Genomic DNA, 16773 nt, shown 5'->3' with positions numbered 1-16773 from the left:
TTCCTTCCCATATTTTCATGGCTTTTTAGTTTTTAATATTTCAATTAAAAATGGTAGTTTTGCCAACTGATTTTAATTATACCAGAGGATGGCAGTTTTAGAGAATATTAGAAAGCGTACGACCGTATTGATATTGATTATCGGTTTGGCACTTTTTGCATTTGTAATATCGGGTGTTTTCACGAGTAGTAATTTTGGTGCGGGAGAAAAAGTGGGTTCCGCTGTTGCTGAGATAAATGGTAATGAAATTTCTATAGATGAATTTAGGCAGAAAGTGGAAAGCATGTCCAGAAGAGTAGGACCTAACGCATCTTCCATGCAGACCATGAACCAGGTTTGGGATAGGGAAGTAAGGAGTGCCATTCTTGGGGAGCAGTTTGAGGATTTAGGTATTGGAATTGAGCAGGATCAAATAATCGACTTTATTGAAACGACCGGCTATGCACAGAATCCACAGTTTCAAAATGAAAACGGGGTTTTTGATGCCAATGTGTTCAAACAGACCGTAGCCGATTGGAAAGTCAACAATCCATTACAATACGAGGCTTGGTTAGAGACAGAAAAAGAGATTATTCAGCAGGCCAAGGAACAAACGTACTTCAATTTAGTGAAAGCTGGTGTTGGGGCTACCTTAAAAGAAGGGGAGTTGGATTATAAATTGGCGAATGAAAAGATGGATATCAAATATGTTCGTATTCCATTCACCTCTATTCCGGACAGTACAATAACCGTTTCTAAAAGTGAAATCGCCGCTTATGTCAAAGAACACGCGGAAGATTATAAACAAGAACCGGCAAGGGATATACAGTTTGTCTATTTTCAAGAGAAACCCTCGGATGCGGATGAAGCCGCAATCAAAGAGGATATCATGAAATTATTGGAGGATAAAGTAACCAAAGGGGCAGATACTACATACAGAGAATATGGTTTCAGAAATACCAAAGATGTGGAAGCATTTTTGGACCGTAATTCAGATACTAAATTTGATACTATTTATCAGCCTAAAAAGAATTTATCCACTTCCTTTGCGGACACCTTGATGACGTTGAATGTTGGAGAGATTTATGGCCCTTATAAAGATGGGGACTTCTATAGAATTTCCAAAATGATGGATAGAAAACCAAACGGTTCCGTTAAGGCCAGCCATATTTTGATAACTTACGAAGGAGCCAATAGGGCCAATCCGGACATTAAAAGAACAAAGGAAGAGGCCGAAGAGGAGGCAAACAGATTGTTGAAAGAAGCCAAAAAGCCGGGTGCGGAATTCTCTCAATTGGCAAGGGATAACTCGGATGGACCTTCAGCGCCAAGAGGTGGGGATTTAGGATATTTTCAAAGAGGGAGAATGGTGGCAGAATTCAACGATTTTGCATTTAACAATGAAGTAGGGGCTATTGGTTTGGTGGAAACAGATTTTGGTTTTCATGTCATTAAGATTGATGATAAAGAGGACGTGGTGCAATTGGCAACATTGTCCCGTGAGATAGTTCCTTCCGAAGAAACCATTAATACGTTGTTTACGGATGCCACTAAATTTGAGATGGAAGTGATCGATGACGAGAGTGGATTTACTGAAATCGCCAAAAAGGGAGAATACACGGTAAGGCCCGTAAATAAAATAAAGGCATTGGATGAAAACCTTCCAGGATTATCCAGTCAGCGAAATATTGTGAAATGGGCTTTTAACAGTGAAACCGAAGTAGGCGATATAAAAAGATTTAATATCAACGATGGGTACGCCGTAGTGCAACTTACCGGGAGTTATGAAGAAGGTTTAATGGCTCCCGAAGATGCTTCGGCAACGGCCTTGCCAAAAATTAGAAAAGAGCGTAAAGCGGCGCAAATAATAGCGAACAATAAAGGGAAGTCTTTAGAAGAACTAGCAAAGGATAACAACGTTTCCGTTTCCAGTGCTTCGGCACTTACCGTAAAATCCCCAACGATACCGGGAGCGGGCAGTGAACCTGTCGTTGTCGGTACGGCTTATGGAATGAAAGAAGGAGAAACTTCGGGGCTAATTGAAGGAAATTCCGGTGTTTTTAAGATAGAGATTACCAAAAGAACGCCAGCAACGGAATTGAACAATTACAGCACTTATTCCAATACGCTTAAGAGCAATTCGGCCAATAGGGTAAATACTGCTGTTTATAATGCATTAAAAGAAAGAGCTGAGATTGAGGATAAAAGAGCGACGTTCTATTAGTGATACATATAAAAGAATTAAAAAGGGTTTCTAGGTATAGAAGCCCTTTTTTTATAGAACCATTTCAGAATAAGGTATGATGGTTTCGTATCCCTTTTGTCTAAAATAATTTGGAGTGTCCTTATTTCCGGTAACCAATATGAAATCCCCTCCCCAAGCTCCAAGACTTTTTACGGTGCCAAAATAATCAGGGAACAATTTCTTTTTTATGGGTAGTATTCCAAGTACTTCGGAAAGTGTTTGCTCATGAAATTCGATTAAATTTTCAAAATCGGCAAGTGACGATGTGTTTACCAAATTCTCGGTTATTTGAGTTATTTTTTTTGATAACCGACTTTTATCGATGTCCAGCTTTCTGTAAGCAATTATAGCATCCCTACTATTTTGTTTTTGGTTGAGGTACACAAAAAATAAGTTCTTGCCAAAATCAGGCTTAAAGGAAACATTTTCAACTTTAGGCTTTCCTTTTTCTATATGATATAAAATAGGGGTGTCATTTTGAGCGCATGCAATATCATAACCACTTCCGCCAAAAGTCCTTTCTAATAGTTGAAAAGGATTAACTGCTGCCCAATTGGCAAAATTATTGATCAGGGTAGAAGAAGTTCCCAGACCCCAATTCCGAGGGAAAGTGAGTTTCGTTTCCATGGAACAACCTTTGGATTTTGATAAGAAAGTGGGATTTAATTTTTTCGCTTCCAAAAAAATAGCCTGTAAGCTTTTTGCGACAGAACTATCAGTCGTTTTTTTGATGGAAAGATTGATTAAATCAAAGCTTGCCTCAAACCAGACCGTATCGTTCTTGTCAATACTCTTCCATAATATCTTGCCAGAATCGGTTTCTTCAATTTTTAAGGATTGCCCATATCGGGTAGGGATTGCCAAACCCTTTGCCCCATCCAATATAGCGTACTCGGCACTTAGCAATAATTTTCCATTGCTGTAAAATTCCTGTTCCATTAGTTGTTTCTCAAAGCTTCCAATGCAATGACAACCCCTCTGTGCGTTACCGTATTAGTTTTGAAATGTAAGACCAAAGCATCCTTTTCTTCATGGGTCGCGTTCATTTGATTTAGAATATTCATCAAGTGCATTTTCATATGGCCTTTCTGTATTCCTGTAGTAACAAGAGAGCTTACCGCAGCAAAATTTTGTGCCAGTCCGGCAACGGCGACAATCTGCATCAGTTCTTTGGCAGAGGGTTGTCCTAGCATATCTAGATTCAGTTTTACCAAAGGATGTAATTTGGTAAGACCACCGACGGTACCCAACGCCAAAGGAAGTTCAATCCAAAACCTAAACATATCGTTCTTTATTTCGGCATGGGTAAGACTGGAATACCTTCCGTTCTTGGAGGCGTATGCATGAACACCCGCTTCAATGGCCCTAAAATCATTTCCCGTGGCCATGATAACGGCATCGATCCCGTTCATAATGCCTTTGTTGTGCGTAACCGCTCTATAGGGTTCCACTTTGGCTATTTCTATGGCACGTACCATTTTTTGGGCAAATGCAACCGGGCTAATTTCTTTTGAAAGGTTCAATGCTTCAATAGGACAGCTAACTTCCGCCCTTACGAGACAATTTGGGACATAATTGGAAAGGATACTCATAACCACTTCCAAATCCTTTTCAGTTTCCGTAAATGTAGCATAGTTTTGGGCTTCCCGTTTCAAGGTGGCGGCAAATTGTTCCAAACAGCTGTTAATGAAGTTGGCGCCCATGGCATCCATGGTTTCGAACGTGCAATGCAACTGATAATAATTGTCCAACTTTTCACTGAGATTTCGCAATGCGATGTCTTTGATGCCTCCACCCCTTTTGGACATACTTTCGGTCAAAACAGCAGTATCCTCATAGAATTTTGGTCTTATGGCATTGATAAACGTTTCTAACTTTTTTACATCGCCCTTAAAAATAAAATGGACTTGGCCAACTTTTTCAGTGTCTATGACAGTGGTCTTGAAACCTCCGCGGCCGCCCCAAAATTTAGCGGCCTTGCTTGCGGCTGCTACTACAGAACTTTCCTCGATTGCCATGGGAATGGCATATAATTTTTCATTGATCAAAAAATTGGGCGCAATACCAAGGGGCAGGTATAAATTGGTAATCGTATTTTCTATAAACTCGTCATGTAGCTTTTGTAGTTTTTCGTCGGAGTTCCAATATTGTTCAAGTATGGTTTTGGTCTGTATTGGGTCTGTAGTATATTCAGAAGCTAACCAATCTATTTTATCTTTCTTGCTAAGTTTGGAGAAACCACTTATTGGCTTGGTCATGTATAATTCAATTTCAACCTTATTATGGCGGGTACATTACAAGCATAAAGATAATCATAATGCACTTTATGGGCGAGGTGATAAATCCAAGTTAAAATTCTTTTCTTTTTAAAGCTAACCCGAGGTTTTTTGTAGAAATAGTAGTAAACTTGAAAGATTTAACAAATTCTAAAATCCTATGAGGAAATTACACATCATAACAGTATGCTTTCTTTGTTTTAATGCCTTTTTGGTAGCACAGAAAAAAACGGTAACGGTAGAAGAAATATATGATGGAACATTTAGAACAGAGCGTTTGGATGCATTACGGTCCATGAAAAATGGAAAGCAATACACCATTTTAAATACGGACCGTGTTTTTAAAAACACGAGCATTGACAAATATGATTACACTACACAAGAAAAAGTAGGTACTATTGTTTCTTCAAAAGACTTACCGGAAATCCCCTCTTTTTCTTCTTACGAATTTAACGACGATGAAAGTAAAATTCTATTGGCGACCCAAAAAGAACCTATTTTTAGAAGGTCTTCCCTTGGCATTTTTTATGTATATGATGTTGCCTCTAAACAGCTTATAAAAATTTCGGACACTAAAATTCAGGAACCCACCTTATCTCCTAACGGGAAAGAGGTTGCCTATGTGTCCAATAATAATCTTTATATTTTTAATCTGGAATCCAAAAAGACCCGGCAGATTACTACGGACGGTGTAAAGAACAAAATCATAAACGGTGTTACGGATTGGGTCTATGAGGAAGAGTTTGCTTTTGTGAAAGCGTTTCAATGGAATACGGACGGAACCAAAATAGCCTTTCTAAAGTTTGACGAAACTAATGTACCCCAATTCTCCATGGATATTTATGGAGAGGAATTATACCAAACACAAAATGTATTTAAATACCCAAAAGCGGGCGAGGCCAATGCCATGGTTTCATTGCATATGTTGGATGTAAAATCTGGTGAAATTTCAAAAGTGGACCTGGGGAATCCTTATTACATTCCTCGTATTAAATGGATGAAAAACCCAAGACACTTAAGCGTACAAACAATCAATAGGCATCAGAATGTATTAAAATTACATCGGGTTGATGCCAAGAATAATTCGGTAGCACTCTTATTGGAAGAAAAAGACGATGCCTATGTAGATGTAACGGATAATTTAACCTTTCTGGCGGATGATAGTTTTATCTGGACCAGCGAAAAGGACGGATGGAACCATATTTATCTGTACGATCAAGATGGCAAGTTGATGAACCAGATTACAAAAGGGGATTGGGAAGTGACAAAATATTACGGATATGACCAAAATGAAGATAGGGTGTACTACCAATCTACGGAGAACGGGACTATAAACCGTGGCGTGTATAGTATCGCATCCAACGGAAAAAACAAAAAAATACTTGCTGCCACAGAAGGTACAAATACGGCTGATTTCAGTTCGGATTTCACGTATTTTATCAACACGTATTCCAGTGCAACAGTACCGCCAACCTATACATTGCATAAGGCATTGAACGGTAAAGAAGTCACCAAGATCAAGGATAATACGCAGCTATTGGAAAAATTAAAGGCATATGAGTTGAGCCCCAAGGAATTTTCTACAATTTCCGTAAATGGGAACGAGCTGAATATGTACATGATAAAACCTACGGATTTTGACCCCTCCAAAAAATATCCTTTGTTCATGTATCAATATAGCGGACCAGGGTCTCAAAACGTGTCCAATAGTTGGATGAACGGAAATGACTATTGGCATCAAAAATTAGTTTCGGAAGGTTATATCGTTGCTTGTGTAGACGGTCGTGGAACTGGTTTTAAAGGCCGTGATTTTAAAAAGGTGACCCAAAAAGAACTGGGGAAATATGAGGTGCAAGACCAAATCGCCGCTGCTGAAAAGTTAAGCGAATTATCTTATATTGATGAAAATCGAACTGGAATTTGGGGTTGGAGCTATGGCGGATTTATGAGCACCAATTGTATTTTAAAGGGGAATGAAACGTTTGAAACGGCCATTGCGGTGGCACCCGTTACCTCATGGCGTTTTTATGATACCATTTATACGGAACGTTACATGCAAACGCCCCAAGAAAATTCAAGTGGATATGATGAAAACTCACCTTTGAATTATGCGGAACGCTTAAAGGGAGATTATTTATTGGTCCACGGTTCAGGGGATGACAATGTGCACAATCAGAACTCCATGCGTATGGCAGAAGCTTTGATCCAGGCGAACAAGCAATTTGATTGGGCCATCTATCCTGACAAAAATCACGGTATTTATGGAGGAAACACAAGAGTACATCTCTATAACAAAATGACGAATTTCTTGAATGAAAATTTAATGAACAGACCTATGAAGGAGATGGATCAAGAAGAAATGATGAAATCCGATAATATCAAAGGGTAATTAACCCTCCTTATCAACATAATCAACCTAAACAAAAATCAATGAGTACAGTTAAACCAGCCCATAAAAGGGAGCTATTCGGACATCCGGTAGGACTTTATGTATTATTCTTTACGGAAATGTGGGAGCGTTTTTCCTACTATGGAATGCGAGCGCTGTTAACGCTCTACATGACGGCCAAAACATTGGAAAATGACCCTCAAAGTGGCTTGGGTTGGACCACGACCGAAGCCTTGGCGCTCTACGGTTGGTACACTATGTTGGTCTATTTAATGAGTATTCCCGGTGGTTTTATTGCGGATAGGCTCATAGGACAAAAAAAAGCGGTAACCATTGGTGCCATTTTATTAACGGCGGGCCATGGTGTTTTGGCCATTGATGCTATCTGGGCCTATTACACCGGACTTGGATTGGTCATTCTGGGCGTAGGAATGCTAAAACCAAACATTTCTACTATGGTCGGTGGCCTTTACAAGCAAAATGATATCCGAAGGGATAAAGGATTCAGTATTTTTTACGTGGGTATTAACTTGGGTTCTTTTACCGCTTCGTTATCTGTTGGTTTGGTTGCTGCTTTATACGGTTGGCACTACGGATTTGGTCTGGCAGGCATCGGTATGTTATTGGGATTGGTCGTTTATTTGTATGGGCAACGTTTTTTAGTACATGTTGGGAACGAACCCACGGTAGAGGAAAAATCCGGAGATGTGAGCTTGGCAACATTGTTTTCCCAACTGCTCAAATCACCATTACAATTGGGGATTGTTGTAGTATTTTTGGCACTTTCCATATATGCCGGATTTACGTTTGAAGGACCGGACCATTGGGGGTATGGGGCGTTATTTATAGTGCTGTCCTTGGTTACGGGTCTCATGATGATGATTTATAAAAACCTGAATGGCCAAGTAGAGAAAGACCGTTATGTAGTACTTCTTTTATCACTTTTAATGGTATTGGTGTTTTGGGGCTGTTTTGAACAAATGGGCGGTCTGATGAATTTATATGCCGAAGAAAAAACCAATAGAATGCTAATGGGCTGGGAAGTTCCCGCAGCTTGGTTCCAAGGGGCCAATGCGGGCTTTATCATCTTGTTCGCGGTTTTGGTCGCAAACGTTTGGGCAAAAAGAAAATTAAAGGGTAAGGAAGCATCGTCCCTGTTTAAAATGGCGGTCGGCGTCATTATTATGGGCATTGGCTTCGTCTATATGGTCTTTGCTTCGTTACAATATGAGGCCAACGGAAGTTCTGCCATGTACTGGTTGGTCCTGGCCTATTTGTTCCATACTATTGGGGAATTGTGTTTGTCTCCCGTATCGCTTTCGTTCTTTACAAAATTGGCACCGGCGAGATATATGGCATTGATGATGGGCGTGTATTGGGCGGCCACGGGATTAGGAAACAAGGTAGCAGGTATCATAGGGGAAAGCTCGGTGCAGGCAGGAGAACTAAAAGTCTTTGGTGGATTATTTGTTTTCGCGGTGCTTTTTGGACTATTGGTAATTCTATTGTTGAAACCTTTAAAACGACTTACACACGGTGCGGAGGATAATGAATCTTTAATCGTTAATGATGATGAGACGGAAGGTTTTGAGTTGTCCGATCACTAGTTTTTAGAAAAGTTAAAAAATATAGGCTCCCTTTTCACCTGTGTAGTGGAAAGGGATTTTCTGTTTTAAACAGGTAGCTCTCCATCTTTTTATGTACGATTTGTAATTGCTCCCATCTACAATAATCACTTTTGGAGCAACGCTTTCTATGAGTCGGTCTAAATTCAATTTAGGGGATTGTGTGATTAAAATGGAATTATACCGATGCTCTTTGGAATAAATTCCTGTACTGTCCAGAATAAGGATTGATTCATTTTTGAAACGATAGCCGTTGGCAAGAGGTTTTATCGAAATGGAATCGATTCGTTCACCAATCTCATAATCCTGAACAAAATTATTTGGCGTAGTTTGATGATTTGACAGTATTTCTAAGTGCGTCCCGTTTCTATTTAAAATGATACTATTTTTTGTTACATGGGGTACTATAACTTCCTGTTTTGTAGATGAGACATGCGCTAGATAAAATGTCCAGGATTGAAATCCTATCAAACAAATAAGAAAGAGCGCCATTCTTTTAAAGGTGCTTCTGGAAAGCATAAAGGCCAAAGTGATAATGATGAGATAGGAAAAACATAATTGGATACCATCCAGCGATATGGCCCTAAAAATAAACGCTTCTTGGGCCGCCACCCATTCAATTATCCGATTCATGGTTGCGATAATCTTATCAAAAACAAATACAATCCAATTTGGCAAGCTGTCTAACAATGCCAAAACAATGACAACTATTCCCGAGCCTAGTATCAATCCTAAAAAAGGAACGATGAGCAAATTTGAAACAAAGAACAAACTTGGAAATTGATGAAAATAAAAAAGACTTATGGGCAGTACACCTAACTGCGCTGCAATACTCACGGAAAGTAGCTGCCAGAAATAACGAATTATTTTGTTTTTTGGAAACCAAAATTTTTGAAGTAACGGATACATCCAAAAAATAACGAACACTGCGGCATAACTCATTTGGAACCCGACCTGAAATAATAAATTTGGGTCAATGAACAGAAGGATGAATAAAATAGAAAGCGACAGTATGTTGAAATTGTTACTAGGCCTATTCAAGTATAGAGCATACGCAATAAACGTAAACATAGTGCAAGCCCTTATGATGGAAGGCGAAAGACCGGCCACAAAGGCAAAGCCCCACAGGAATATTAGTGTAAGTATTAATTTTACGACCTTTCCTTTTGGGAGATATTCCAAGGGTCTCAATAGAAAATTGATAATCAAAAGGAGTACACCAATATGCAACCCTGACAAGGCGAGAATATGCACGGCCCCAGCATCTTTATAATCGGAATAGGTCTTATTGGAAATATCATTGCGTTGACCCAATAGCAATGCCTGTATTACGGCTAATTCATCGGCTCCAAAATCATACTGTTTGAGTTTTTGGATGATATGGTTTCTGGTTTGGGCGGCAATTCCCAATAAAGTTCTTGAAGGGTTTTCTTTCTTGAGATAATGTTTAGCGTTCAATCTTATTTGATGATAAACCCCAAGTTTACTTAGGTAAGATTTATAATCAAACTGGTGTGGGTTCAAGGGGGCATTTAACTTTTCTATTCCTGTGAACGTTATAATTTCATCATCCACATTTAAATCCTGTTTTAAGGTATCCAAAGGGAGTGACAATAAGACTTTTCCTGTTGTAGGTGTCCCATTTTGACTGATTACCGAAGCAATATATCGCTCAGAAAACGATGTGGTTTTTAGTACTTCCTTGATTTTTAGTTCCCATGGTACCGCACCTATTGTATTGGAACGGGAATAGTGGGAAGCTTGGTTTATGGGCTGTGCCCTAAGCATAATAAAAATACCCAAGGTAATTGTTGTCAACGCTGTGATAACTCCAAACAAAGTTGATGTAGTTTTCTTTTCATAATAAAAGACGACTCCAAGAAGTGATGGAAAGAATATAACCAGGCCCAACACCAAGTGAACGTTTAAAGGAAAGTAGTAACCTAACAGCACTCCCAACACTAAAAGAAGTGTCAGTTTTATGGGCACAAAATCTAATAACCTCATGTTATAGGATTCGGGTGGCTTTTACAAAAGCACTGTTCCAAAATCCGTCTCTTAAGGAAGATACTGTTACACCTCTGGAAGAGGAAGCATGAATAAATTTCACATCGTCATTGGAAACATCTACGACCATACCCACATGGTTGATTCTTTTAGCACGCTTATTGGTTTTAAAGAATAGCAAATCTCCTTTGGCTACATTTTTGACCTTTATTTTTTTGCCTTCTTCGGCCATATGGATTGATGTTCTCGGGAGTTTAATATCGTGCTTTCCAAAGGAAACGTATAACAGACCGGAACAATCCATTCCTCTTTTTGTAGTGCCCCCAAATTTATAACGAACGCCGGAAAAAGTAAGTGCCGTGTTTATTATTTTATCCGCTTCCGTTACGTATTCGGACGGAGTGCTCGTAATTTCCGATTTGACCGGTTTGTTCGCCGTAACACCTTTACGGGCATCATTGGCAGCGGCTACGGAGATTGTCCTAGCTTGTTTTTTGGAAGTCTTGCTTTTTTTTCCAGTCCCGCAACTGGCAACAATAAGTAGTAATAAAATGCTAAGGAATTTCCGCATAATTCAAGTAATGTCTACGCTACTTGAACATCAAAATTATAGAATTATTTTGTATAAGTAGTTGGTGAGAATAGATTTAGGTCTAAAGAAGGTGATGTTTGGTTTACTTTTTTATTCCTGAAACAATAAGTGCAGCAGCTTTTTTACTGGCTCCTTCGCCACCTAATTTTCTACGTAGTGCGTTGTAGGATTCCAAAATTCTTTCTCGATCGGGGCCTTTTATGATTTTAGAAAGTTCGGTCTCTAGGTTGGTCCTGTTCAAATTGGTCTGAATCAATTCTTTCACTACTTCGCTTTTCATAATGAGGTTTACTAGAGAGATGTATTCCAGGGTGATGATTCTTTTTGCAATTTGATAGGATAGCCAATTGGCTTTATAACAAACCACTTGTGGAACATTGAAAAGTGCGGTTTCCAGCGTCGCCGTTCCGCTGGTAACTAATGCCGTATGGGAAACACTCAATAGGTCATAGGTTCTATTGGAGACAAAACCAACATTAGGGTTTTTAAGAAACGGCGTGTAAAAATCTGCATCTAAACTCGGTGCTCCCGCAATAACAAATTGGTATTCTGAAAAAGAATTGGCTACGGATAACATTACGTTAAGCATTTTTTCCACTTCTTGTTTTCTGCTTCCGGGGAGCAACGCGATAATGGGCTTATCCTTCTTTAAATGAAAAGTTTCGTAGAAACTTTCTTTATCCAAAGCTCCTCTATTGGATATGGCATCGATTAAGGGGTGACCCACAAAATGAACCGGAAAATCATGTTTATCCTCGTAAAATTCCTTTTCAAAGGGAAGGATGACATACATCGCATCAATATCACGCTTAATTTTATGGATTCGACCTTCTCTAGATGCCCAAATTTGTGGAGAAATATAGTAGTTGGTCCTAAAATGATTTTCCTTGGCCCATTGGGCTATTCTCAGATTAAATCCAGAGTAATCAATGAAAATAATGACATCCGGTTGAAAATTTTCAATATCGGTCTTACAAAAATGAATGTTCTTAAAAATAGCATTTAAGTTGAAAAGGACTTCCAAAAAGCCCATGAAGGCCATTTCCTTGTAATGTTTCACTAAAGTTCCGCCGGCATTTTGCATTAAATCCCCTCCCCAACAACGAATGTTTGCTTTGGTATCCTCAGCTTTCAAAGCTTTAATGAGATTGGAGCCATGAAGATCTCCGGAGGCTTCCCCTGCTATGATGTAGTATTTCATGCTTGGTATAGGTTCACATTAAAAGACCTTATAATATAGAATGACCAGTGCTGTGAGGATGGTGGCGATGAGTACACCCTTCGCCCTGTTATCTCTTTTTATCCGTAAAAAACCAAAAAAGGCCACTAAATTCAATATGGCTCCCAAAGCCAAAAGACTTCCCACATGACCTTGTTTTACGGCCGCGGCATATGTTTCGGCAATACTCAAATCAGAAAAAAGCAGGATATAGGATAAGGTTCCTATGGTATTGGCGATAAGGCCAACAAAAAATCCAATGGCAAGTTCTTTTTTAGTGTTCATTTAAATCCCAATTATTAATATCTTGAATGGCATGGTGGGCGGTTAGGTCAAATTGTGACGGTACAACGGAGATATAGCCATTGCTCAAAGCCCATTCATCGGTATCTTCCCCTTTGTCCAATAGTTCAAACTCCCCGGTAAGCCAATAATAGTCTTTTCCCATGGGGTTGGTCCTTTTATCGAACTTTTCTTTCCAATTCGCCTTTGCCTGTCTGCAGATTTTTATTCCCTTTATTTCTTTTTTCGAAAGTTTTGGAATGTTAACGTTAAGCACAACATCTTTGGGAATCCCATTGGAAAGCGCCTCGCTTACAATTTTTTTCACGAAATCTTCGGCATGGGAAAAATTAGCGTCCCAACTGTAATCACAAAGCGAAAAACCTATAGCGGGAACCCCTTCTATCCCAGCTTCGATAGCGGCACTCATGGTTCCGGAATAAATTACATTGATGGAGGAATTAGAACCGTGGTTAATTCCGCTTACACAAATATCAGGCCTTCTGTCCAAGAGTTCTCTAAGGGCCAATTTTACACAATCCGCTGGCGTTCCACTGCAGCTATATTCCTGAACGTTGGATAGTTCTTTGGTCATCTGTACCCTTTTGGAAAATAGGGTGCTATCAAGGGTAATGGCATGCCCCATTCCAGATTGTGGACTGTCCGGCGCTACCACAAAAACATCGCCTAAATCCTTCATATAGGAAATCAATGCGCGAAGCCCCGGAGCGGTTATTCCATCATCATTGGTGACCAATATTAAAGGTTTTGGCATGCTATATACTTTATAGAGTAAAAATACGTTTTTATAAAGGATATCATAGAGATGCCGTTTAACAAAAAATTAATCATCCAGTCCCAAATTGGCATGGTTTTTTCTTTATCTTAGAGAATTAAGGAAGTGGTGAACCCTATAACTGCTTCTAAATTCCAAGATTTTGAAAAAGAATAAAAAACAAAGTTTTATGAAAAGAAATTTAGCCTACGTTTTAGTAGTAATGTTAGTGGCTGTAGCTTCTTGCAGCTTTACCAATAAATCTTTTGAAAACGACGATAAGGACAAGTTGCTTTTGGATTTGATTACCTATGTTCTCGAAAAAGGCCATTATGAGCCTAAGAACATAGATGATGACTTTTCAGTAAATGTCTTTGAAGATTTCATAGATGTGATAGACCCTACAAAACGCTATTTTCTAAGTTCCGATATTGCTGATTTTGAGCAGTACAAATTTCAAATTGACGATCAAATAAAAAATACGGATATCACTTTTTTCAATACCGTGTACCAGAGGTTGGTCTTAAGAATGTCCGAAGCCAAAGAAATCTATAAAGAGGTTTTGGAAAAACCTTTTGATTATACCGAAAACGAGAGCATAAGCATTAAATATGAGGAAGAACCATTTGCGACCAATAAAAAGGAGTTGCAAGAGCGATGGAGAAAGCAATTAAAGTATGCTACCTTAGGCACTTACGATTCCAAAATAAGACATATGAATGTGGATGAGGAAGCCGTTTCCGATGATAACGACCACAACGTTCATACCACGGAAGAAGCAGAAATTGAGGCCAGAAAATCTACCGAAACTACTTTGGACGAATTCTTTGATTTTGTTGATGATCTGGAGCGAAAAGATTGGTTTGTACAGTACATAAATACTATTGTTGATGAATTTGACCCACATACCTTTTACTTTGCTCCGGAGGAGAAAGAAAAATTTGATACCAGTATGTCCGGTAAGTTTGAAGGTATTGGTGCCAGACTTCAAAAGAAACCCGAAGGTGCTAAGATCGTTGAAATCATTTCGGGAGGACCCGTGTGGAGAGATCAGCGTTTGGAAGTGGGTGATGAAATCGTAAAAGTAGGACAAGACGGTGGAGAATCCATTGATATTGTTGGGATGCGAATTGGAGATGCCATTAAATTGATAAAAGGTCCACAAGGAACAGTTGTCGATTTAACGGTGCGCAAGGTTGATGGATCTTTCGAAACCATTTCCCTTACCAGGGATATTGTTGAACTTGAAGAGTCATACGCCAAATCTGCTAATATTATTCGTGACAACAATAAATATGGTTTGATAAACCTACCAAAGTTTTACGTGGATTTTGAAGATTATAGTGAAAGAAACGCAGCAACGGATGTTGCCAAGGAAGTAGAGCGATTAAAACAAGAAGGTGCAGAAGGTTTAATTTTAGATTTGAGGGATAACGGCGGCGGATCACTAAAAACCGTTGTAGAGATGGCCGGATTGTTCATCAAAGATGGTCCAATAGTTCAGGTTCGCTCCGGTGGAAAAGATAAAGATGTTTATGATGATAAGGACGAAAGAATACAATGGGATGGTCCTTTGGTCATTTTGGTCAACGAATTGTCCGCCTCTGCTTCTGAAATTTTAGCGGCCGCTATGCAAGATTACAAAAGGGCCATTGTAATAGGCAGTAAACAAACTTTTGGAAAAGGAACGGTACAGAATGTGATTCCGTTGGATAATATCGTACGAAGCAACGAGCACGGAGATTTAGGAGCCATTAAATTGACCACACAGAAATTCTATAGAATCAATGGAGGGTCAACCCAATTGGAAGGGGTAAAGAGTGATGTTATTGTTCCGGACAAGTATAGTTATATAGATTTGGGAGAACGTGATCAATCCAATCCTTTAAAATGGGATAAAATTACTCCGGCCAATTATAAAGTTTGGGACGGTTATATTGACTATGAGCAAACCATTGCAAATAGCAAGGCCAGAATGGCTGCAAACCCTCATATCAAATTAATTGAAGAAAATGCCAAATGGCTGAAAGCACAACAAGAGGAAACAGAAATTTCTTTAAATTATGACGCTTATAAAGAAGAGAAAAAGAGAGTAAAGGAAAAGTCGGATTATTTTAAGAATATCACGACCTATGATTCCAAACTTACTTTCAAATCTTTAAAGTATGAGGAAGAATTGTTTACCAAGGATTCTGTACTACGGGAGAAAAGAAATAGATGGCACAAAAACTTGGCCAAAGATGTTTATGTAGAAGAGGCGGTAAATGTGCTTCGTGACCTTAAATTGAACAATATTAAAAATGGCGGGAAATTAGCTAGCGTAAAAGGTTAATTTTGAAAGAATTATATAAAAAAGCCCGCTCTTAGAGCGGGCTTTTTTATTATTTCAATTTTTCTGCATGTAACTTTCTCAGTTTGGAAAGTTTTGGATTGATCACTACTTGACAGTATCCTTGTGAAGTATTGTTTTTGTAATAATCTTGGTGATACGCTTCAGCTTCATAAAATACCTCTAAAGGACTTAGTTCTGTCACAATGGGTTTATCGTAAAAAGATGCCATTTCACTTAAAACGATTTCTGCAACTTTTTTCTGCTCCTCATCATGAAAGTATATAACAGAACGATATTGTGTTCCGGTATCCGCACCCTGTCGGTTTAAGGTCGTAGGATCATGCGTAGTCATGAAAACTGCTAAAATATCGGCATAGGTTACCACCGAAGCATCATAGGTTATTTGAACGACTTCTGCATGTCCCGTGAGACCGGAACAGACTTCCCTATAAGTAGGTCTTCCTGGAGCTTTGCCGCCAGTGTATCCGCTAACAACCTTCATAATACCTTTTACTTCTTGGAAAACAGCTTCCGTACACCAAAAACAACCTCCACCGACAGTAGCTACTTTAATATTTGATTTATCCATTAGCTTTCTCCTTTACGATCTGCATGGACTCCGAGTTGATGCAATAACGCAATCCGCTAGGTTCGGGGCCATCGGGAAAAACGTGTCCTAAATGTCCATCACAGGTATTGCAAAGGACTTCTACCCGTACCATCCCAAAAGAAGTATCCTTTATATATTTAATGGCATTTTCTGTAATGGGTTGTGTGAAACTGGGCCATCCGGTACCCGATTCAAATTTGATAGTAGAATCGAACAGTTCCGTGCCGCAACAAACACATTCATATTTACCTGCATCGTGTACGCTACAGAGTGCACCGGTATATGGAGCTTCCGTACCTTTTTTTCTTGTGATTCGGAACTGTCCTGGAGTTAAAATTTCTTTCCATTCGCTTTCGGATTTTTCAACACGCCTGTCGGGTATCGGATTTCCATTGACCGAAAAATGAATGACATCTTTCCAAGTTAACATAGTAATTTTCCT

The 16773-nt window shown here is 39.2% G+C and carries 13 protein-coding genes; 4 read left to right on the top strand and 9 right to left on the bottom strand.

Going from position 1 to position 16773, the window contains the following annotated elements; genetic code table 11:
* Window positions 1-88: 88 nt before the first annotated feature.
* Window positions 89-2203: a peptidylprolyl isomerase gene (locus ACKWBX_RS12220; protein WP_413968983.1), complete on the top strand. Its 2115-nt coding sequence runs from the start codon at window positions 89-91 to the stop codon at window positions 2201-2203.
* A gap of 51 nt (window positions 2204-2254) precedes the next feature.
* On the opposite strand, the gene ACKWBX_RS12215 is transcribed toward ACKWBX_RS12220, so the two are convergent.
* Together ACKWBX_RS12215 and ACKWBX_RS12210 are read right to left on the bottom strand one after the other, a co-directional pair.
* Window positions 2255-3163, bottom strand: coding sequence for a GYDIA family GHMP kinase (locus tag ACKWBX_RS12215; protein ID WP_413968982.1), 909 nt, complete (start codon window positions 3161-3163; stop codon window positions 2255-2257).
* Window positions 3163-4494 (bottom strand): hydroxymethylglutaryl-CoA reductase, degradative, encoded by a 1332-nt coding sequence (locus ACKWBX_RS12210; RefSeq protein WP_413969441.1) that lies wholly within the window; start codon window positions 4492-4494, stop codon window positions 3163-3165. The genes ACKWBX_RS12215 and ACKWBX_RS12210 overlap by 1 nt, the downstream gene beginning before the upstream one ends.
* Before the next feature lie 166 nt (window positions 4495-4660).
* On the opposite strand from ACKWBX_RS12210, the gene ACKWBX_RS12205 reads away from it, so the two are divergent.
* Together ACKWBX_RS12205 and ACKWBX_RS12200 are read left to right on the top strand one after the other, a co-directional pair.
* The gene (locus ACKWBX_RS12205) at window positions 4661-6889 is read left to right on the top strand and encodes a S9 family peptidase (RefSeq protein ID WP_413968981.1); all 2229 of its coding nucleotides are present in this window, start codon (window positions 4661-4663) and stop codon (window positions 6887-6889) included.
* A 41-nt stretch (window positions 6890-6930) separates the two neighbouring features.
* The gene (locus ACKWBX_RS12200) at window positions 6931-8496 is read left to right on the top strand and encodes a peptide MFS transporter (protein ID WP_413968980.1); all 1566 of its coding nucleotides are present in this window, start codon (window positions 6931-6933) and stop codon (window positions 8494-8496) included.
* 12 nt (window positions 8497-8508) lie between these two features.
* Here ACKWBX_RS12200 and ACKWBX_RS12195 read toward each other — a convergent pair whose 3' ends face one another.
* From ACKWBX_RS12195 to surE, 5 genes are all read right to left on the bottom strand, one after another.
* On the bottom strand, window positions 8509-10521 hold the full coding sequence (locus ACKWBX_RS12195) for a ComEC/Rec2 family competence protein (protein ID WP_413968979.1): 2013 nt from the start codon (window positions 10519-10521) through the stop codon (window positions 8509-8511).
* A 1-nt stretch (window position 10522) separates the two neighbouring features.
* The gene (locus tag ACKWBX_RS12190) at window positions 10523-11095 is read right to left on the bottom strand and encodes a C40 family peptidase (RefSeq protein ID WP_413969440.1); all 573 of its coding nucleotides are present in this window, start codon (window positions 11093-11095) and stop codon (window positions 10523-10525) included.
* A 100-nt stretch (window positions 11096-11195) separates the two neighbouring features.
* Window positions 11196-12314, bottom strand: a complete 1119-nt coding sequence (gene lpxB / locus ACKWBX_RS12185; RefSeq protein WP_413968978.1) for a lipid-A-disaccharide synthase — start codon at window positions 12312-12314, stop codon at window positions 11196-11198.
* 18 nt (window positions 12315-12332) lie between these two features.
* Entirely contained in the window at window positions 12333-12617 is a 285-nt protein-coding gene (locus ACKWBX_RS12180) for a hypothetical protein (protein ID WP_413968977.1), read from the bottom strand.
* Window positions 12607-13389, bottom strand: a complete 783-nt coding sequence (surE, locus tag ACKWBX_RS12175; protein WP_413968976.1) for a 5'/3'-nucleotidase SurE — start codon at window positions 13387-13389, stop codon at window positions 12607-12609. The genes ACKWBX_RS12180 and surE overlap by 11 nt, the downstream gene beginning before the upstream one ends.
* Window positions 13390-13579: 190 nt before the next feature.
* Here surE and ACKWBX_RS12170 point away from each other — a divergent pair, with 190 nt between their 5' ends.
* On the top strand, window positions 13580-15721 hold the full coding sequence (locus ACKWBX_RS12170; RefSeq protein WP_413968975.1) for a carboxy terminal-processing peptidase: 2142 nt from the start codon (window positions 13580-13582) through the stop codon (window positions 15719-15721).
* A gap of 49 nt (window positions 15722-15770) precedes the next feature.
* Here ACKWBX_RS12170 and msrA read toward each other — a convergent pair whose 3' ends face one another.
* Entirely contained in the window at window positions 15771-16310 is a 540-nt protein-coding gene (msrA, locus tag ACKWBX_RS12165; RefSeq protein ID WP_413968974.1) for a peptide-methionine (S)-S-oxide reductase MsrA, read from the bottom strand.
* Window positions 16303-16761: a peptide-methionine (R)-S-oxide reductase MsrB gene (gene msrB, locus ACKWBX_RS12160; RefSeq protein ID WP_413968973.1), complete on the bottom strand. Its 459-nt coding sequence runs from the start codon at window positions 16759-16761 to the stop codon at window positions 16303-16305. Before msrB ends, msrA begins: the two co-directional genes overlap by 8 nt.
* Window positions 16762-16773: the final 12 nt, after the last annotated feature.

The sequence above is a fragment of the Maribacter algae genome (assembly GCF_047345745.1).
Classification (GTDB): Bacteria; Bacteroidota; Bacteroidia; order Flavobacteriales; family Flavobacteriaceae; genus Maribacter.
Note: the sequence above shows the minus strand (reverse complement) of the source record. Positions and strands in the feature narration are given on the sequence as shown.

What these genes read in the sequence shown, in the direction of transcription:
- ACKWBX_RS12220 (WP_413968983.1), top strand. Translation starts at nt 89, where the DNA reads ATGGCAGTTTTAGAGAATATTAGAAAGCGTACGACCGTATTGATATTG.
- ACKWBX_RS12215 (WP_413968982.1), bottom strand. Translation starts at nt 3,163, where the DNA reads ATGGAACAGGAATTTTACAGCAATGGAAAATTATTGCTAAGTGCCGAG.
- ACKWBX_RS12205 (WP_413968981.1), top strand. Translation starts at nt 4,661, where the DNA reads ATGAGGAAATTACACATCATAACAGTATGCTTTCTTTGTTTTAATGCC.
- ACKWBX_RS12200 (WP_413968980.1), top strand. Translation starts at nt 6,931, where the DNA reads ATGAGTACAGTTAAACCAGCCCATAAAAGGGAGCTATTCGGACATCCG.
- ACKWBX_RS12195 (WP_413968979.1), bottom strand. Translation starts at nt 10,521, where the DNA reads ATGAGGTTATTAGATTTTGTGCCCATAAAACTGACACTTCTTTTAGTG.
- lpxB (WP_413968978.1), bottom strand. Translation starts at nt 12,314, where the DNA reads ATGAAATACTACATCATAGCAGGGGAAGCCTCCGGAGATCTTCATGGC.
- ACKWBX_RS12180 (WP_413968977.1), bottom strand. Translation starts at nt 12,617, where the DNA reads ATGAACACTAAAAAAGAACTTGCCATTGGATTTTTTGTTGGCCTTATC.
- surE (WP_413968976.1), bottom strand. Translation starts at nt 13,389, where the DNA reads ATGCCAAAACCTTTAATATTGGTCACCAATGATGATGGAATAACCGCT.
- ACKWBX_RS12170 (WP_413968975.1), top strand. Translation starts at nt 13,580, where the DNA reads ATGAAAAGAAATTTAGCCTACGTTTTAGTAGTAATGTTAGTGGCTGTA.
- msrA (WP_413968974.1), bottom strand. Translation starts at nt 16,310, where the DNA reads ATGGATAAATCAAATATTAAAGTAGCTACTGTCGGTGGAGGTTGTTTT.
- msrB (WP_413968973.1), bottom strand. Translation starts at nt 16,761, where the DNA reads ATGTTAACTTGGAAAGATGTCATTCATTTTTCGGTCAATGGAAATCCG.